General features: G+C 67.2%; 17 protein-coding genes. 6 read left to right on the top strand and 11 right to left on the bottom strand.

Annotation, left to right across the window (positions count from 1 at the left end; genetic code table 11):
* The 5 genes from WS89_RS17155 to WS89_RS17135 all read left to right on the top strand — a co-directional run bounded on the left by WS89_RS17155 (position 1) and on the right by WS89_RS17135 (position 5,835).
* Positions 1–1,284, top strand: a complete 1,284-nt coding sequence (locus tag WS89_RS17155; protein ID WP_059792296.1) for an NAD(P)/FAD-dependent oxidoreductase — start codon at positions 1–3, stop codon at positions 1,282–1,284.
* Positions 1,285–1,299: 15 nt separating this feature from the next.
* Positions 1,300–2,781 carry an aldehyde dehydrogenase family protein gene (locus WS89_RS17150; RefSeq protein WP_059792176.1) on the top strand — a complete coding sequence of 494 codons (1,482 nt, stop codon included), beginning with the start codon at positions 1,300–1,302 and terminating at the stop codon, positions 2,779–2,781.
* 15 nt (positions 2,782–2,796) lie between these two features.
* Positions 2,797–3,843, top strand: a complete 1,047-nt coding sequence (locus tag WS89_RS17145; RefSeq protein WP_059792174.1) for a proline racemase family protein — start codon at positions 2,797–2,799, stop codon at positions 3,841–3,843.
* A gap of 64 nt (positions 3,844–3,907) precedes the next feature.
* Positions 3,908–4,615, top strand: coding sequence for a GntR family transcriptional regulator (locus tag WS89_RS17140; protein ID WP_179949868.1), 708 nt, complete (start codon positions 3,908–3,910; stop codon positions 4,613–4,615).
* A 98-nt stretch (positions 4,616–4,713) separates the two neighbouring features.
* Positions 4,714–5,835, top strand: coding sequence for a J domain-containing protein (locus WS89_RS17135; RefSeq protein ID WP_059792172.1), 1,122 nt, complete (start codon positions 4,714–4,716; stop codon positions 5,833–5,835).
* Positions 5,836–5,868: 33 nt separating this feature from the next.
* Here the strand turns inward: WS89_RS17135 and WS89_RS17130 are convergent, their stop codons facing one another.
* The 6 genes from WS89_RS17130 to WS89_RS17105 form a co-directional block, all read right to left on the bottom strand.
* A complete protein-coding gene (locus WS89_RS17130; RefSeq protein ID WP_059792169.1) occupies positions 5,869–6,774 on the bottom strand; it encodes a LysR family transcriptional regulator in 906 nt (301 codons plus the stop codon).
* 61 nt (positions 6,775–6,835) lie between these two features.
* Entirely contained in the window at positions 6,836–8,080 is a 1,245-nt protein-coding gene (locus WS89_RS17125) for an acyl-CoA dehydrogenase family protein (RefSeq protein WP_059792168.1), read from the bottom strand.
* A 39-nt stretch (positions 8,081–8,119) separates the two neighbouring features.
* Complete coding sequence (locus WS89_RS17120; RefSeq protein ID WP_059792166.1) at positions 8,120–8,878, bottom strand: SDR family NAD(P)-dependent oxidoreductase; 759 nt, start codon at positions 8,876–8,878, stop codon at positions 8,120–8,122.
* Between the two features lie 7 nt (positions 8,879–8,885).
* Positions 8,886–9,650 carry an SDR family oxidoreductase gene (locus tag WS89_RS17115; protein WP_059792290.1) on the bottom strand — a complete coding sequence of 255 codons (765 nt, stop codon included), beginning with the start codon at positions 9,648–9,650 and terminating at the stop codon, positions 8,886–8,888.
* A gap of 50 nt (positions 9,651–9,700) precedes the next feature.
* Positions 9,701–10,732: a phosphotransferase gene (locus tag WS89_RS17110; RefSeq protein ID WP_059792164.1), complete on the bottom strand. Its 1,032-nt coding sequence runs from the start codon at positions 10,730–10,732 to the stop codon at positions 9,701–9,703.
* A gap of 19 nt (positions 10,733–10,751) precedes the next feature.
* Complete coding sequence (locus tag WS89_RS17105; protein WP_059792161.1) at positions 10,752–11,426, bottom strand: histidine phosphatase family protein; 675 nt, start codon at positions 11,424–11,426, stop codon at positions 10,752–10,754.
* Between the two features lie 203 nt (positions 11,427–11,629).
* On the opposite strand from WS89_RS17105, the gene WS89_RS32600 reads away from it, so the two are divergent.
* Positions 11,630–11,785, top strand: coding sequence for a DUF3309 family protein (locus tag WS89_RS32600; protein WP_034185249.1), 156 nt, complete (start codon positions 11,630–11,632; stop codon positions 11,783–11,785).
* A gap of 153 nt (positions 11,786–11,938) precedes the next feature.
* Here WS89_RS32600 and WS89_RS17100 read toward each other — a convergent pair whose 3' ends face one another.
* The 5 genes from WS89_RS17100 to WS89_RS17080 form a co-directional block, all read right to left on the bottom strand.
* Positions 11,939–13,228 carry an acyl-CoA dehydrogenase family protein gene (locus WS89_RS17100; RefSeq protein ID WP_059792159.1) on the bottom strand — a complete coding sequence of 430 codons (1,290 nt, stop codon included), beginning with the start codon at positions 13,226–13,228 and terminating at the stop codon, positions 11,939–11,941.
* A gap of 171 nt (positions 13,229–13,399) precedes the next feature.
* Positions 13,400–14,074, bottom strand: a complete 675-nt coding sequence (locus WS89_RS17095; RefSeq protein ID WP_257128178.1) for a TetR/AcrR family transcriptional regulator — start codon at positions 14,072–14,074, stop codon at positions 13,400–13,402.
* A 168-nt stretch (positions 14,075–14,242) separates the two neighbouring features.
* Positions 14,243–15,727 carry an NAD(P)/FAD-dependent oxidoreductase gene (locus tag WS89_RS17090; RefSeq protein WP_059792156.1) on the bottom strand — a complete coding sequence of 495 codons (1,485 nt, stop codon included), beginning with the start codon at positions 15,725–15,727 and terminating at the stop codon, positions 14,243–14,245.
* 11 nt (positions 15,728–15,738) lie between these two features.
* Positions 15,739–16,980 (bottom strand): thiolase family protein, encoded by a 1,242-nt coding sequence (locus WS89_RS17085; protein ID WP_059503644.1) that lies wholly within the window; start codon positions 16,978–16,980, stop codon positions 15,739–15,741.
* A 25-nt stretch (positions 16,981–17,005) separates the two neighbouring features.
* A complete protein-coding gene (locus WS89_RS17080; RefSeq protein ID WP_059792154.1) occupies positions 17,006–18,559 on the bottom strand; it encodes an AMP-binding protein in 1,554 nt (517 codons plus the stop codon).
* Positions 18,560–18,597 lie beyond the last annotated feature (38 nt).

Here is an 18,597-nt window from a genome sequence, read left to right as displayed (position 1 = left end):
ATTGCGCAACACCATGCACCCGCCGCATCCGGCACCGCTCGCGAGGAAACGGCGGCCGTGATCGGCGGCGGAATCGTCGGCGTGTGCTGCGCGCTCTATCTGCAGCGCGACGGCCATGCCGTCACGCTGATCGATCCGGCCGCCCCCGGCGACAGCACCGCAAAATGGAGCTGCGGGCAGATGGCCGTCAGCGAGGTCATTCCGCTGTCGAAACCGGGCATCCTGATGAAGGTGCCGCGCTGGCTGATGGACCAGAAGGGGCCGCTTGCGCTACGGCCCGGCGCGCTGCCCGGCATCCTGCCGTGGTTTTTCCGGTTCGTCGCGTCGGCCCGTCACGCGAAGATCGTGTCGATCGCGCAGGCGATGGCCACGCTCACGCACGACGTCTACCCCGACTACGCGCCGCTGCTCGACGCGTGCGGCGACCGTGCGCTGCTGGGCCAGCGCCCCGTGCTTGAAGTGTTCGACGACCCAGCCGGCATCGCGCACGAACAGCAGCATCTCGACCTGCGGCAGTCGCTCGGCTTCGCATCGCAGCGGCTGACGGCCGCGGAGATCAGCGATCTGGAACCAGCGCTCGCCGGCCGGTTCCGGCACGGGCTGCTATTTCCGGACTGGCGCGCGGTCAGCGATACAGAAGGGTTCATCGCGGCGCTGACGGCCAGCTTCGAGGCGCAAGGCGGGCGCCGCATCCGTGCGAACGCCACGCGCATCGACGAGGCATCCGGGCGCGCGACGGGCGTAACGCTCGCCGGCGGCGAGCGCATCGCGGCCGATCACGTGGTGGTCGCGGCCGGCACCGGCTCGCGGCCATTCTTCAACCAGCTCGGCGTGCACGTTCCGCTTGAAGGCATCGCCGGCTACCAGGCGCTGCTCGCCGACCCGGGCGTCGAGTTTCGCCATTCCGTGATCTACGCGGACGGCGGCTTCTGCTTCACGCCGATGACGCGCGGCCTGCAGATCGGCGGCACCATCGAGTTCGCGGGCCGCAATGCGCAGCCGAATTTCCGGCGCGCGGACATCATCCTGGAAAAAGCCCGACGTATCCTGCCCGAGCTGCGGACCGCGCGCGTCGAATACGGCGTCGGCTACCGGCCGTTCCTGCCCGACACCAAACCGGTGATCGACCGCTCGCGGCGCCTGCCCAACACGTACATGGCATTCGGCCACGGTCAGCTCGGCCTCACGCTCGGCGCGACGACCGGCCGCCTGATCGGCGACCTCGTCGCCGGCCGGCCGACGCGGCAGGACCTGTCGCCGTTCAGCGCATATCGCTTCGCCTGACATTCGAGACCCTTCATGCAATCCTACGAACGACTTTTCATCGACGGCCGCTGGGTAGCACCCGTTCGCGGACACACCTTCGACACGATCGACCCCAGCGACGAAACCGTGATCGCGAAAGTGGCGGCCGCCTCCGCCGAAGACATCGACCTCGCCGTCGACGCGGCGCGCCGCGCATTCGACGACGGCCCCTGGCCGCGCATGACCGGCGCGGCGCGCGCCGCCGTGTTGCGCGCGATCGCGCAAGGTATCCGCGATCGCCTGCCGGAGCTGGCAGCGCTCGAAGTGCGCGACAACGGCAAGCCACTGCCCGAAGCAATGTGGGATCTCGGTGATGCCGCCGGCTGCTTCGATTTCTATGCGGGGCTTGCCGAGCAGCTCGACGGCAATGCCGAAGCACCCGTGCCGCTGGCCGACGAGCGCTTCAGCACGGTGGTCCGTAAAGAGCCGATCGGCGTGGCCGGCGCGATCATTCCGTGGAATTTTCCGCTGCTGATGGCCGCGTGGAAGGTCGCGCCCGCACTCGCGGCAGGCTGCACGATGGTGCTCAAACCGTCCGAGCTGACGCCGCTCACGGCGCTGGAACTGGCCGGCATCGCCGAGTCGGCCGGGCTGCCGGCCGGCGTGCTGAACGTGGTGACGGGCCTCGGCGCGGACGCCGGCGCGCCGCTCGCCGAGCATCCGGGCGTCGACAAGCTCGCGTTCACCGGCAGCGTGCCCACCGGCAGCCGGATCATGCAGGCCGCCGCGCACGACATCAAGAACGTGAGCCTCGAACTCGGCGGCAAGTCGCCGTTCATCGTGTTCGGCGACAGCGACCTCGAAGCGGCCGTCGAATGGATCCTGTTCGGCATCTTCTGGAACCAGGGCGAAGTGTGTTCAGCCACGTCGCGCGTGCTCGTCGAGCGCTCGCTGTACGCGCCGCTCGTCGAGCGGCTGGCGCAGGAAGCGCGCAAAATCACGATCGGCAACGGCCGTGACGACGGCGTGCTGCTCGGCCCGCTGGTCAGCCGCGGGCAGTACGACAAGGTCCGGGCGGCAATCGCGCGCGGCCGCGAGGAGGGCGCGCGGCTCGTGACGGGCGGCGGCCGGCCGGCGCATCTCGACCGCGGCTACTTCATCGAGCCGGCCGTGTTCGCCGACGTGCCGGAAGACAGCTGGATCTGGCGCGAGGAGATCTTCGGGCCCGTCGTATGCATCCGGTCGTTCGATACGGAAGAGGAAGCGATCCGGTCGGCCAACGATTCGCGCTTCGGCCTCGCGGCGGCGGTCATGTCAGCCGACCTGCCGCGCTGCGAGCGCGTCGCACGCGCGATGCGCGCCGGCATCGTGTGGATCAACTGCTCGCAGCCGACGTTCACCGAAGCGCCGTGGGGTGGTTACAAACAGAGCGGGATCGGTCGCGAACTCGGCGAGTGGGGTCTGAACAACTACCTCGAGATCAAGCAGATCACGCGCTACGACAGCGACAAACCCTGGGGCTGGTACATCAAGTAGGAAGGCGAATCGATCATGCGATGGAACAAAACGCTGCAGCTCGTCGACGTGCATTGCGAGGGCGAGATCGGCAAGGTCATCACCGGCGGCGTCCTCGACGTGCCGGGCAAGACCATGCTCGACAAGATGAACTATCTCAACGAGACCGACGATAGCTTGCGGCGCCTGGTCGTGCTCGAACCGCGCGGCTGCCTGCAGATGTCCGTCAATCTGCTGCTGCCACCGACGCGGCCGGAAGCGCATGCCGGGTTCATCGTGCTGCAGGCCGACAAGGCGCATCCGATGTCGGGCAGCAACTGCATCTGCGTGGTGACGGCATTGCTCGAACTCGGGATGGTGCCGATGCAGGAACCGGAGACCACGGTCGTGCTCGACACGCCGGCCGGGCTCGTCACGGCGCGGGCTGCATGCCGCGACGGCCGCTGCGTCGGCGTCTCGCTCGACATGGTGCCGGCATTCGTCGAACACCTCGACGTCGCCGTCGAAACGGACGCGTTCGGCACGATCAGGGCCGACATCGCGTTCGGCGGCGTCTACTACGCACTCGTCGACGTCGACCAGATCGCGCTCAAGATCGCACCGGGCAACGCGCGGCAGCTCGCGACGCACGGCGTGCGGCTCAAGGAGATCATCAACCGGCAGGTTACCGTCCAGCATCCGCTGTACCCCGAGATCAACGAAGTCGCGTACGTGATGTTCCGCAACCGTCTCGACGACACGGTCTACCAGACCTGTACGACGCTGCCGCCCGGCCGCGTCGACCGCTCGCCGTGCGGGACCGGCAGCTCGGCCAATCTCGCGACGCTCGCGGCACGCGGGCGCGTGAAGGTCGGCGACCGCCTCACGTCGCGCTCGACGATCGGTGGGGAATTCGGTGTCGAACTGCTGGGTATGACCGAGGTCGGCGGCCGGCCGGCCGTGCTGCCGCGCGTGACCGGGCGCGCATGGGTGTTCGGGTTCCAGCAGCTCGGCGTCGATCCCGACGATCCGCTGGCCGCCGGATTCATGCTGAGCGATACCTGGGGCGATGGATTCGGGCCCTCGGCGCCGTCCGGCACGTGAGGACGCGATGCTAAACTCCAGAGCGCGCCCGGCGACCCGGGCCGATTACAGGAAGGGTAGCGAGATGAGCAAAGAGGCCGTTGAAACCGAAGGTGGCGGCCGCCGGCACGGCGGGCGGTATGTGTATGAGGAATTGCGCAAGCAGATCCTGACGCTCAAGCTGAAACCCGGCGTGCAGCTCGACGAAATCTCGCTGGCCGCGCAGTTCGGGCTGTCGCGTTCGCCGGTGCGCGACGCCATCGCGCGGCTGAGCAGCGAAGGGCTCGTCACGATCCTGCCGAACCGTACGACGCTCGTCACGCCGTTCGAGATCGAGGAATTCCCGAAGTACATCTCGGCGCTCGACCTGATCCAGCGCGCGGTCACGCGGCTCGCGGCCACGCAGCGTACCGACGCGGATCTCGCGAAAATCCGCAAGGCCGACGACGTCTACATGGAGGCCGTCGCGGGCGGCGATTTTCAAGCGATGTCGGAGACCAACAAGGCGCTGCACATGGTGATCGCGCACGCAGCAAACAACCCGTATTTCGTCGGCTACTACGAACGGCTGCTCGGCGAAGGGCAGCGTCTGCTCCATCTGCACTTCGACTTCACCGTGAGTTCACCGACGGCCGCAAAGCTCGGGCGCGACCACGACGAACTGATCGACGCGATCGCACGACGCGACGCCGAAGCTGCCGAACGGGCCGCGCACGAGCACACGATGCTGTTCCAGAAGCGCTTCCTCGACTACATGAAGCAGAACATGACGGAATCGATGGCGGTGCTGTAACGCATCGGCATCGGCGCGCTGCAGGCCGGAACGCGCGCCCCCATCCAGCTAAAATACCGGCCTGCCGCGCGTCCCGCCGCGGCCGGAGGATTTCAATCATGACCGCACGTCGCGGTGCCGCGGTCGCCATCGCGCCCGGCCACGAGACAGCCAGCCTGTCGAAAGCCCAGAAAACGTTCAATACGCTCGTCGAGCACATCGAAAGGCGCCGCGAGCGGCTCCGCGCGTGGGAAGCCGTGATGCCGGCGTTCCAGAAGAAGTTCGTCGACGCTCTGTTGCCGCTCGAACAGGAAGCGACGGCGCTGCGCATCCGGCTGATCCATCTGCTCGACGACGCGTTTCTGCAGAAGGGCTTGAGCAAGGCCGAGCAACGCACGCTGTCCGGGTTGATCGCCGATATGGCGGGCGATTTGCCGAACCTGAGTGACGACCCGGCGTTGAAGGTGATTTACAACCGGCATGTCGAATCCGACCACGTCGGCCACGCAACGGCCGCTCCCGAGCCGACGAAACCGAAACGGGAACCTGAATCGCAACCGCCCGAGGATCTCGACTCGCTGTCCGCCGACGAACTTGCCGAGCGGATGCAAGCCGAACTCGACGCCCAGTTCGAACGCGACATGGCCGCTCACGCGGCCCGCGAGGCGCAGCGCGCGAAGCGCAAGAAAGCACCGAAGCAATCGGCCGCGCAAGCCCGGATCGAAGCGGACCGGGCCGAATCGAGCAAGTCGATCCGCGAGATCTATCGCAAGCTCGCGAGCGCGCTGCATCCCGACCGCGAAACCGATCCGCACGAGCAGCAACGCAAAACCGTGCTGATGCAACGGGTCAACCGTGCCTACGAAAAGGGCAACCTGCTGCAATTGCTGGAACTGCAGCTGGAAATCGAACAGATCGACCGGCATGCGATCGACGGCCTCGGCGAAGCGCGGCTCACGCGCTACAACGGCATCCTGGAGGAACAGTTGCGCGAGCTCGATCGGGAGATCGTGCACGTCGAGAACGATTTCAGGGGCACGTATGGCATCGCGCCGTCCACCAAGGTCGCGCCCGATACCGTGCTGCGCATGCTGACGCGCGACATCGCCGGCATGCAGCGCAGCAACCAGGACCTGGCCGTCGCGCTGCGCGAATTCGAGGATCCGGATCAGGTCAGGCGCTGGCTAAAGGACATGAAGCGCCGGCCGGCGTCGTCGCGCTTCGACGACGAGCCGTGCTGACGAAACGACGGCACGCACCTGCACGGCGCTCCCTCACCGCCCCTCCTCCATCCCGCCCATCAGCGTCATCAATTGCTCGCGCAACCACCGGCTGCCCTGATCCTGATCGGCGCTGCGATGCCAGTAGCAGAAGTAGTCGAGCCCCGGCATCTCGAACGGCAGTTCGAGAATCCGCGCCGGATAGCGCCGCAGCAGCCGCAGCGGCGCCGTCAGCGCGAGATCGCCGCGCATCGCGATCAGCGGCGCGACCATGTAATGCTGCACGCGCATCTGGATGTTGCGGCGCAGCCCGAGTCGCGTCAGTTCCGCGTCGACGTGCCCGCTGCCCTTGCGGCGGCTCGATACGTGGATGTGGCCCATCGACAGGTAGTCGTCCATGGTCAGCGTGTCGCCCTTGAACGGGTGATCGTCGCGGATCATGCACGCGTAGCGGTCCTGCACGAGCAGCGCCTGGTGCAGGTGCGGATCGCCGATCAGCGGCGCGTCGATCGCGAGGTCGACCGACCCGTTCGCGAGCGCGGTCGCGACTTCGCGTCGATCCATCGTGTAGCTGCGCACGTGCATGCCGGGCGCATGCGTCTGCAGCAACTCGCCGAGCGCCGGCAGCAGCAGCGCTTCGGTCAGGTCGCTCATGCTGAGCCGGAATACGCGCTCGGACGAAGCCGGATCGAACACGTCGCCTTCGTGCGCGCTCGAATCGAGCAGTTGCAGCGCCTCGCGCACGCGGCCGACGATGTTCTCGGCCATCGGCGTCGGCATCATCCCGGCCGGCGTGCTGACGAACAGCGGATCGTTCAGCGTCTTGCGCAGCCGCGCCAGCGCGTTGCTGACGGCCGGCTGCGTGAGGTTCAGCACCTCGGCCGCGCGCGTCAGGTTGCGCTTGTTGTAGATCGCCTCGAATACGACGAACAGGTTCAGATCAATCTTCGAAAGGCGCATCGCCGGATCTCCTTGCCGAGATCTTACGGCGGGCGCCATTCGTTCGTCCACGTCGCCCCGCTCAGCCGCGCGGCGGCGGCGTCAGGTACGGCGTCGTCGCACCGGGCTCGCCGTCCTTGATCTCCATCCGCGCGATCGCCTGCAGGTGCACCTCGTCCGGGCCGTCGGCGAAGCGCAGCGCGCGGCCCCAGGTCCACAGGTCGGCCAGCGGCGTATCCGGGCTCAAGCCCGCTGCGCCGAATACCTGCATCGCGCGGTCGCACACGTCCGTATAAACGGTCGGCACGAGCGCCTTGATCATCGAGATTTCCTTGCGCGCGGCCTTGGCACCGACCTTGTCGATCATCCACGCGGCCTTCAGCACCAGCAGGCGCGCCTGGTCGATCTCGATGCGCGAGCGCGCGATCCATTCGCCGACGGTGCCGTGCCGGTTCAGCGGCTTGCCGAACGCGACGCGCGACTGCGCGCGGTCGATCATCAGCTCCAGCGCCAGCTCGGCCGCGCCGATCGAACGCATGCAGTGGTGGATGCGGCCCGGCCCGAGGCGCGCCTGCGCAAGCGCGAAGCCGCTGCCCTCCTCGCCGAGCAGGTTGCGCGCCGGTACGCGCACGTTGTCGAACGTGATCTCGCAGTGCCCTTCCGGCGCGTGGTGATTGACCACCGTGATGTTGCGCACGACCGTCACGCCCGGCGTGTCGCGCGGCACGAGGATCATGCTTTGCTGCTGGTGCGATTCGGCATCGGGATCGGTCTTGCCCATCACGATGAAGATCTTGCAGTTCGGATGCGCGGCGTTCGTGATGAACCATTTGCGGCCATTGATCACGTACTCGTCGCCCACGCGCTCGATACGCGTCGTGATGTTGGTCGCATCCGACGACGCGACGTCGGGCTCCGTCATCGCGAACGCCGAGCGGATCTCGCCGCGCAGCAGCGGCAGCAGCCACTGTTCGCGCTGCTCGGGCGTCGCGAACATGTGCAGCAGCTCCATGTTGCCGGTGTCCGGCGCGTTGCAGTTGAACACTTCCGACGCCCAGCTCACGCGCCCCATGATCTCGGCAAGCGGTGCGTATTCGAGGTTCGTCAGGCCCGTGCCCGGCTCGTCGTCCTTCAGGTGCGGCAGGAACAGGTTCCACAGCCCTTCCGCTTTCGCGCGCTCCTTCAGCTCCTCCATGAACGACACCGGATACCGGCCCGCGTGCACTTCGTCGTTCCACTGGCGGATGCGCGGCACGATGTGCGCGTCCATGAACGCGCGCACACGTTCGCGCAGCGCTTCCACTTTCGGGGTGTAGCCAAAGTCCATGATCGACTCCTCGAGATTGTCGTGATCCGTTCGTCCGGTTCAGAAGGCCGAGACGCCGCCGTCGACGGCGACGGCCTGCCCGGTCAGATAGGTGTTTTCCTTCGCGCACAGCATCAGCATCGCCGCGACGACTTCGTCGGGCCGGCCGAGCCGCTTCATCGGCGAGCCCTTTGCGAGAAAATCCTGGCGATCGCCGATATCGCCGTCGGTGACCATCGGCGTCGTGCTGTAGAACGGGCACACCGCATTCACGCGGATACCATGGCGCGCGTATTCGAGCGCGGCCGTCTTCGTGAGCCCGACCACCGCATGCTTCGACGCCGCATACGCGGCCAGCTTCGGCGCACCGCCGAGCCCGGCCATCGACGCGACGTTCAGGATCACGCCTTCGCGCTGCGCGAGCATCTGGCGGATCTGATGCTTCATCCCGAAGAACACGCCTTTCGCGTTCACCGCGAAGCTCAGGTCGAGATCGGCTTCGTCGGTGTCGATCAGTGCCTTCATCGGCGGTGCGATGCCCGCGTTGTTGATGCCGACGTCGAGCCGCCCGAAACGCGCGACGGCGTCATGCACCAGCACAGCGACGTCCGTTTCGACACGCACGTCGCAGCGCTGCGCGAGCACGTCGGCGCCGGCCGCGCGCAGCGGTGCGGCCACGCGTTCGAGCGCCTCGCCGTTCAGGTCGCCGAGCGCGAGCCGCGCGCCCATCGCGGCGAGTTCGCTCGCGAGCAGCGCGCCGAAGCCGCTCGCGGCGCCGGTGATCATCACGGTCTGGCCGGCATAGCTGTCGAGTTTCATCGCGTGCTCAGATCGTCAGGCCGCCGTCGACGACGATGCATTCGCCGTTCGTGTAGCTCGCCGCGTCCGACACCAGATACAGCACGGTGCCGGCCATTTCTCGCGGCTCCGCGTGGCGACGCAGCGGAATCTTCGCCTTCCACGTCTCGTAGATGTCCTTGTCGGCGAACAGCGCGCCCGCGAACTTCGTCTTCGTGAGGCCCGGCAGCAGCGCGTTCACGCGGATGCCGAGCGGCCCGCATTCCTTCGCGAACGCCTTCGTCATGTTGACGACGGCCGCCTTCGTGATCGAGTAGATGCCTTGCCGGTCGCCCGGTTGCAACGCATTCACCGACGCCGTGTTGACGATCGCGCCGCCGCCGTGCGTCTTCATCAGCTTGCCGGCCTCGACCGACATGAAGAAGTAGCCGCGAATGTTCACGTCGACGGTCTTCTCGTACGCGGCGAGATCGGTATCGAGGATGTGCCCGAAATACGGGTTCGCGGCCGCGTTGTTCACGAGGATGTCGAGGCGGCCGTGCTTGCCGCGGATGTGGTCGAACGTCGCGGCGATGTCCTCCAGACGCCCGACGTGGCACGCCAGCGCCTCGGCGCGGCCGCCCGCGGCGACGATCGCATCGGCCACGGCCCGGCAGTCGTCGAGCTTGCGGCTGGATACGATCACGTGCGCGCCCTGCGCCGCGAGCAGCTTCGCGATTTCCTCGCCGATGCCGCGGCTCGCGCCCGTCACCAGTGCGATCTTGCCCGTCAGGTCGAACAGGTTCGTTGCCATGTTGCTGTGCTCCTCCATTGATTGGAATGTCGTGCCGCCGCGCGGCGATGTCAGCGATGCGCGTCTATCACGCCGACGGCCATGTCGGCCAGCCGGCCGGCCATTTCGCCGACACGCAGCGCCTGCTCGCTCGATGCGTTTCCCTGCAGCGCGCGCGCCTTCACGCCCTGCGCGATCGCCGCGAGCCGGAAGAAACTGAAGGCGAGGTAGAAGTGCCAGTCGCGGATCGGCGCGATGCCGCGCAGCTCGCAGTAGCGCGCGACGAGCGCCGCTTCGTCCGGAATGCCGAGCGCCGCGCGATCCTGGCCCGCCAGCCCGCGCACCTGCCCGCCGGACGGCAGCCGCAGGCACATGCAGAAATACGCGAGGTCGGCGAGCGGGTTGCCGAGCGTCGACAGTTCCCAGTCGAGCACGGCCTGCACGCGATAGTCGTCACGCGCGAACATCAGGTTGTCGATCCGGAAATCGCCGTGCACCAGCGCCGGCCGGCCCGTGTCCTCGGGGCACGCTTTGGGCAGCCAGTCGATCAGCGTCTCCATCGCGTCGAGGCGCCCGGTTTCGGCCGCGCGATACTGCTTCGTCCACACGCCGATCTGGCGTTCGAAGTAGTTGCCCGGGCGGCCGTAGTCGGCGAGGCCCACCGCGTCGACATCGACGTCGTGCAGCGCGGCCATCGTCTGCAGCAGCGCGTCGTAGCAGGTCGCGCGCTCGGCCTTCGGCAGTTCCGGCAGTGCGGGATCCCAGAAAATCCGGCCATCCTCGAAACTCATCACGTAGAACAGGCTGCCGATCACGTCGCGGTCTTCGCAGAGGTGATACGGATGCGCGACCGGCACCGCGGTACCCGACAGCGCGCTCAGCACGCGGAATTCGCGGTCGACCGCGTGCGCGGATTTCAGCAGTTCGCCCGGCGGCTGGCGGCGCAGCACGTAGCGGCCGCTCTTCGCCTTCAGCAGGAAAGTCGGATTCGACTGGCCGCCGGCAAACTTCTCCATGTCGACCGGGCCTTCGAAGCCCGGCACGTGCGTTTCCAGATAACGCGTGAGGCGGGCTACGTCGAGTTGCGGGGAAGGGTTCGTCATCGTCGCGATCGTTCGTGGGTCAGCCGTAGGTCCGCAGCGCATGTCGTTCGGGATCCTCCAGATGCGGGATGCCGTTGAACGACGCGAGGTGGAACGCGTCGGCGTTGAAGAAAAACTGCGAAAGACTGCTGTTGCGGATCTGCAGGTTCAGCGCGATCGCGCTCGACGGCGGCGCCGCGAGCACCTGCTGCACGGTGACCGCGATCGGGCCGCCGGAGCTCACCGCCAGCACGCGCTGGCCGCCGCCGTGGCGGATCGCGGCGCGCGCGTCGGCCACGCGCTGCTGGAAACTGGCCCAGGTTTCGGGGGCCGCATCGCCGAGCTTGTCTTCGGTCCACAGGTGCAGCACCTGCCGCAGCGCGCGAAAGTGTTCCTTCATCGAGCCGGCCGCGAGCCGCGCGATCTCCGGGTAGTCGCTGGCGGCTGCCGCGAACAGCCCGTGGAAATCGTATTCGTTCAGGCCCGGATGGCGGTCGACCGCGACGCCTTCGCGGCCCATCCCGCGCAGGATCGCGGCGACCGTCTGCGCATGGCGGTTCATCGTGCCGCAGATCACGCGGTCGAACGTCAGGCCCTGCCGCGCGAAGTATTCGCCGAGCCAGACGCCCTGCTGGTCGCCCGCAGCGGAAAGCCGGTCGTAGTCGTCGGTGCCGAACGACGCCTGCCCGTGCCGTACCAGAAAGAGTTCAGCCATTGCGCTCGCCTGAGGAAAACCGAAGGCCCAGCATAGCGACCGGGCATACATTTTTGAAATTTATTTTCTGAATCGATCGGTATTCATCGCATGAATTCGCGGAATTCGAACAATGCGCTTGCACCGACTTTCACCGGCACCCGCGTCGCGGCACGCGAATTGCGTCGGCGCATACCGTGTCGAATAAATCCAGGAGGGATGCGATGCTCGGTACGATCCTCATCATCGTTCTGATTCTGCTGCTCATCGGAGCATTTCCTTCATGGCCGCATAGCCGAAGCTGGGGTTATTGGCCATCGGGGACCGTCGGGCTGATCGTCGTCATTGTCGTGATACTTGTGCTGCTCGGTCGCATCTGAGTACGGACGCGCGTGCCGCTGGATGGGCACGCGCGTTCCGTCCCGGCGTGTCGATCCGGCCGCCGTAACGTCCGCCGTGTCTTCTTTACACGCGAAAGTAAGCCGTAACGGAAAGCCCGGCCGCACGGCCCGTTTGGCCTGTTTGGCCCGCGCTTATTCGCGCGTCCACCCGTTCTCGTAAAGCTGGCCCGCCAGCACGCCGAGGCGCGACGCGAGGATGTAGTTCTCGCCATCCTCGATCAAGGCCGAGCGCACGTCGCGGAACAGCTTCTCGATCGGGAATTCACGCGTGGTGCCGTTGCCGCCGAACAGCTGGAATGCCTCGTGCGTGATCTTCATCGCCTCCTCGGTCACGCTCACCTTTGCTTGCGCGGTCGCATACGGATGGCTTTGCGGCGACATCCGCGAGAACGCGAGGCTGCGGCGCGCGATCGCGCGCGCCATCTCGAGCCGGCGCAGCATCTCGCCGATGCGCAGGTGCGTCATCTGGTGATCCATCAGCAGCGCGCCGCCCTGCTTGCGCTCGTGGCAATACGCGAGCGCCAGTTCGAACGCGGCCCGCGCCGCGCCGACGAACACCTGGCACATGTGCGTGCCCGCATACGACCACGTCGATGCGAGGTTGCCGAGATAGTCGTCCTTCAGCGCGATCGCGAAGCGCTTCGGTACCTTCACGTTGTCGAAATAGATCTCGCCCTGCGGCAGCGAGCGCTGGCCGATCTTGTCGAGCGGCTTGCCGCGCGACACGCCGGGCAGATCGAGCGGCAGGATCATCGCGATGCCGTTCGTGAACGCGCTGCGCTCGCCTTCGCCGTAGAAGCCGTCGCCGTAGTCGGCCGCCATGTACGCGAGCGCGACCTGCGCGACCGAGCCGTTCGAGATCCACGCCGAGCTTTGCCCGTTGATCACGATCTCGTCGGCGCCGACCTTCGCGGTCACGTTGCCGACCGGTTGCCGGCCGTTCCCGGCGAGCTCCTGCCGATACAGGATCGCCGCATCCGACCCGCGATCGGGCTGCGTGTTCATCCAGCAGCCGACCTTGCCCGCGCACATCTCGATCAGTTCGGCGTTGCCGACCGTGTGCGCCATCATCAGCGGCATCGTGGCCGCGCCGATCGACACGGCGAGGCCCGAATCGCCCCAGCCGAGTTCCTCGCCGATCAACGACTCGATGCGCACGGCCGTCTCCGGCGGAAACTGCGCGATCAGTTGCGGATCGAGCCCGAGCTTCGCGCTCTCGACGATCGCGGCCCAGTACGGCGAGCCCGGGGCGATCACGTCCTCCGCCGTCATCCGGTCGAGCTCGCGGCCGATCGGCCGCAATACGTCGCGCGCAAAACGATGAACCGTGTGCTGGATTGCGCGTTCCTCTTCGCTCAGCGGCGTCTCGAAGCCGGTCATGCCGACCGCGGGCAGCGCCGCGGACTTGTTCAGACGAATCATCTCCGTTCTCCTCCTGGACTCGAATCATGTCGGCCCGGCAGCGGACGCGCCCGGCCATCCCACATCTAGTAATACATACCAAACATAGGTCATCATGACAAACACAGGAAGCAAAAAAAAGACAGGGTATTCCCCTGTCCCGGTTCGCTTGGCCGCTGCAGGCTCGTGCGGTTACTTGCCGGCCGGAACCATCAGCGTGCCGTAGGCGATCGCGCGCGACGTCGCAAGGAAATACGCTTCGAGCGCCGGCGTCTGCCGCCCGGTGCCGTACTGCATCGCGAGGCCGTCGGCCAGCGCGATCAGCATCGTCGCCGCATGCCGGCTATCGGCCGCGCTGAACGCCGGATTGACGGCGCGCAGCAGTTGCGCGAGGTCGCGCGTCAGCGTCGTGTACCACTCGTCGTAGAGTTTGAAACACTCGGCATCGGTAGCCGCAAACGACAGCAAATGCCGGAACAGTGCGTTGTACTTGGCATCCTTCGCGTCGGCGATCGAGCGCTGCATGATCTCTTCGAACACGTCGCGCGGGGACGCTTCGCTGCTCATCGCGCGCTTCATGTCGTCGAGATAGGTGTCGATGACCGGCTCGATGACGGCCCGCAACACGGCGATGCGGGTCGGGAAGTAGTACTGCAGATTGCTGACGCTGATGCCTGCGGCCGCGGCAACCGCGCGCTGCGAGAATTCCAGCGGGCCGCCGTCGAGCAGCAGCTTGCGTGCGACGCGAATGATCGTGTTGCGCGTGCGCAGACCCTGCGCCCGCAAGCCGTCGGTGTTGCCCGTTGCGGCGGTGGGAGTCGAGGTGCGTCGCTTTCTCGTGCTGCGCGGCTCGTTGGACACTGTCATCGTGCTCGTCGTGAAGATGGCGTTTCGGCTTCGTCGAATGGACGCTCCGTCCCTTACGGAGCGCCAACGACTATACCCGATGCGAGCTGCATTTTCCATCGAGCCGCCCCTTCCGTCGGGGGGCCCGGCCGGATGCGCGTTTTCGCGTCGCGACGATCGCATGCGCCGCTACATCGTCCGCACCTTGCGATTCACGCGTTCGTCGAGCAGGTTCGCGACGCCGAGCATCGCGGTCATCGCACACCACCGCAGCGGCTCGGGCGGCACCGAAGGCGTCTTGTGCGTCAATGCGTCGAGCAGCGGCGATCGCCCGTCGTGAATGCGCTCGGCCAGCACGCGGCCGATCAGCGATTGCGTGCCGACGCCGTGCCCCGAGCACCCGGCCGTGTAGAACACGTTGCCGTGCGCGCCGGCCGCGCCGACCACCGGCAACGCATCGCCCGCGAACGAGATGTAGCCGCTCCAGCATGCGCGCACCGGCACGTCGCCGAGTTGCGGAAAGCGCGCGTGCAGCGTCTTCAGAAGCGCGCGATACGTGTCGCCGTCCGGCACGTTCGGCGTCTGCGAGCCGTAGACGTAATGCAGCCGCTTGGTCGTCAGCAACAGCGTGTTGCGCGCGGTCAGGCGATGGCTCTCCATCGTCAGATGCGGCGTGACGATGCCCTCGCGATTCGGCCAGCCGAGCGCCTCGAGCTGCGCGTCGGACAGCGGCTCGGTCTCGAGCGCCGATACGCGCAGCGGCATCACCTTGTCGGCGAGCAAGCCGAGTTGCGGCGTGTACGCGTTGGTCGCGAGCACCAGCACCGGCGCACTCGCGCTGCCGCGTGCGGTGCGCACGCGCACCGTCTCGCCGGCGTCGAATTCGAGCAGCGCGGTGTTCTCGTAAAGTCTCACGCCGGCCGCGAGCGCAGCCCGCCGCAAGCCCGTCACATACTTGCCGGGATCGAGCGTGCCGCCGCCCGGCACGTACGCGCCGAACAGGAACGCCGGCGGAATCCCGCGCTCGCGCATCGCCGCGCCATCGAGAAACTCCGCAGGCGAGCCGAGTTCGATCCCGATGGCCATGCTCTCGCGCAGGCGCTTCCCCTGCGACGGATGCACGCCCGCGCGAATGATGCCCGACGCGCGGTAGTCGCAGTCGATCGCGTATTCGGCGAGCTTGCGTTCGACGTACGCGACGCCTTCGTCGTAGAAGCCGACGATCCGCTTCGCCTGTTCGTGGCCGACCCGCTTGAGAAACAGCTCGTATTCGAGCCCCTGGCCGCCGGCGAGATAGCCGGCGTTGCGCCCGCTCGCGCCGAAGCCCGCGAACTCGCGTTCGAGCACGACGACGCTCGCGCCGCGCGCGGCCAGTTCCAGCGCGGTCGACAGGCCGGCAAAGCCCGCGCCGACGACGATCGCGTCCGCCTGCACGTCGCCTTCGAGCGCCGGTTGCGCACGCTCGGGCGGCTCGATCCAGCCGCCGACGGGGCGATATTTCCGCAACGCGGCGTCGGCGCGAATGCCCTCGCCCCAGCGCGCGAGCGGCCCGCCCGCATCGGTGCCCGCCGCCTGCATCGCCGCTGCCGAACCGACCCCGCCCGACGCCGGTCGCGTTGCCTGCCCTGCCTGCGCTACTTGCCCGAGCGCCATTGCGCCGTGTGCGTCGCCCATGTCCGTCTCCGTCAATCCCTGCTGAGAATGTGAATCGCCAGTGCCGCCTCTTCGACGCCCTGCAAGCCACCGCCGTTTTCCTGGATCGCATGACGCGCGCCGTCCACCTGCCGTGCGCCCGCTTCGCCGCGCAACTGCGTGACCAGTTCGTATAACTGACCGATGCCGGTCGCGCCGAGCGGATGCCCCTTCGATTCGAGGCCGCCGGACGTGTTGATCGGGATGCGCCCGCCGAGCGTGAACTCGCCGCGCTCGGCGGCCGGACCGCCTTCGCCGAGCGGCACGAAGCCGAGGTTCTCGGCCTGGATGATTTCACCCATCGCCGACGCGTCGTGCACTTCGGCCACGTCCATGTCCTCCGGCCCCACGCCGGCCTGCTCGTACGCCTGGAATGCGGCGAGCCGGCCGATGTGCTTGTGCGGCTCGTCGATGCGCCGCCGCGTGAAGCTGCGGATCACGCTCGCGGCGATCCGGATGCAGCGGCTGCGGTCGGCGCCGATGCGTTCCAGCCCTTCTTCCGTACAGAGGATCGCGGCCGCCGCGCCATCCGACAGCGGTGCGCACATCGGCAGCGTGATCGGGTACGTGATCGGTGCGGCCGCCAGCACCTCGTCGATCGTGAACGGCTGTCGGAACTGCGAGTACGGGTTGTGCACCGAATGCCCGTGGTTCTTCGCCGACACGGCGGCGATCTGCCGCTGCGTCGTGCCGTACGTGCGCATGTGATGCCGGCACAGCGCCGCGTAGATCTTCATGAAGCGGCTGTACGGGCGGTCGGATTCCGAGCCGGGCGGCGGCTCGATTCCTTCGCCGAGCCGCGCGAGCATCGCGAAATTCTCGTCGACGCGCGACACGTCCCAGCCGGCCTCGAACAGCGCGAACGATTTCGCCTTGTCCGCGACGTTCATCTTTTCCGCGCCGAGCGCGAGCGCGACGTCGCATGCGCCCGACTGCAACTGCCGCACGGCGAGGTGCACGGCCGTACTGCCCGACGCGCACGCATTCTCGACGTTGAACACCGGAATGCCTTCGAGGCCGATCTTGCTGAACACGACCTGGCCGGGAATCGACAGCTGCCCCTGCAGCGCGCCGTTGGTGATGCCCGCGTAGAACGCGGCGCGGATCGCATCGGCGTGGCAGCCGGCGTCCCGCAATGCGCGCTGCAGCGCCTCTCTCGCCAGATCGTCGAGGCTGCGCTCGAGATGCCGGCCGAACACGGTCATCGCGATGCCGGCGATGTAGATGTTGCTCATCGTATGGAATCCGTATGAATCAGGTTCAGATCCTGCGTTGCTGGCCTTGCCAGTACCGTTCGCGCAGGTCCTTCTTCAGCACCTTGCCGGCCGTGCTGCGCGGCAGCGCGGCGACGAAGTCCACGCTCTTCGGCGCCTTCACCGAGCCGAGCTTCTCCTTGCACAGCGCGACGAGTTCTTCGGCGCTCACCTGCTGCCCGGCGTTGAGCTCCACCACGGCCTTCACCGCCTCGCCCCACTTGTCGTCGGGCACGCCGATCACCGCGCAGTCCTGCACGGCCGGATGCGCCCAGATCACCTGCTCGATCTCGCTCGGATAGACGTTGAAGCCGCCGCTGATGATCATGTCCTTCTTGCGGTCGGTGATGTGCAGATAGCCGTCGCGATCGAGATGGCCGATATCGCCGGTGTGCAGCCAGCCGTCGACGATCGTCTCGGCCGTCTTGTCCGGCGCGCGGTAGTAGCCCTTCATCACGAGATCGCCGCGCACGCAGATCTCGCCGGTCTCGCCCTGCTTCAGCAACTCGCCGCGCTCGCCGACGATCTCGACGCGCACCAGCGGATTCGGGCGGCCGACCGACGCGAGTCGCGTGTCGGGCGCCAGCTTGCCGTCGACGAAATGCTCGGCCGGCGTCAGGTACGAAATCGACGCGGGCGCCTCGGTCTGCCCGTAGCCGCCCGTCATCACGGGGCCGAACACGTCGATCGCGCGCTTGAGCTTCTCGACCGACATCGGCGCGGCGCCGTACAGGAAGTAGCGCAGCGACGAGAAATCGACCTGCTCGATGCCGGGGATATCGAGGAGCCGATAGATCACGGTCGGCGGCAGGAAGAATTCGGTCACGCGATGCTTGACGATCGCGCCGAGCAGCAACGCCGGGTCGGGCTTCGGCAGCACGACCACCGTGCCGCCGCGCGCGGTGCACGGCAGCGACATCATGCCGGCCGTATGCGTCATCGGCGCCGCGGCAAGATTCACGGGGCGCACATCGTCGTACGTCATCGCGATCATGAATTGGGCGAAGTACGTCTGCAGCGAACGATGCGTGTTCATCACGCCCTTCGGCGCACCCGTCGTGCCGCCCGTGGCCGACAGCGCGACGACGTCGTCCATCGCGTAATCGACGGCTGGCTGCGTCGCCGGCTGGCGCTCGCTCCACGCGGCCAGCGACGGCGCCCACGGCAGGTCGGCGTCGAGACACACCCACAGCCGGATCTTCGGCAGGCTCGGCCGCAGCGCATCGATCGCGTCCGCGAACGCGCGATGGAAAAACAGCACTTCGCAGTCGAACGCATCGAGCACGTATTGGTTCTCGGCCACCGCGTTGCGGCCGTTCACCGGGATGTACGCGAGCCCGGCGCGCCACATCCCGAGCGCGCAGCTCCAGCCGATCACGTCGTTGTCGGCCCACACCGCCGCCTTCGCCTCCTTCGCGAAGCCGGCGGCGAGCAGCCCGTTGGCGATGCGGCACGACAGCTCGCCGATCTCCTGGAACGTGTAGTTGCGCTCGTCCTGGATGTACGCGATGCCGTCGGGATTGAGCCGCCACCCGCGGTCGTAGAAATCGATAATGGCCATGTCACAAGTTCCGTTGGATCTGTACCGATGCGGCGGCG

The sequence above is a fragment of the Burkholderia sp. MSMB1072 genome (genome assembly GCF_001524725.1).
Classification (GTDB): Bacteria; Pseudomonadota; Gammaproteobacteria; order Burkholderiales; family Burkholderiaceae; genus Burkholderia.
The sequence above is the reverse complement of the archived record's forward strand: the minus strand, read 5'-3'. Positions and strand labels throughout refer to the sequence as shown.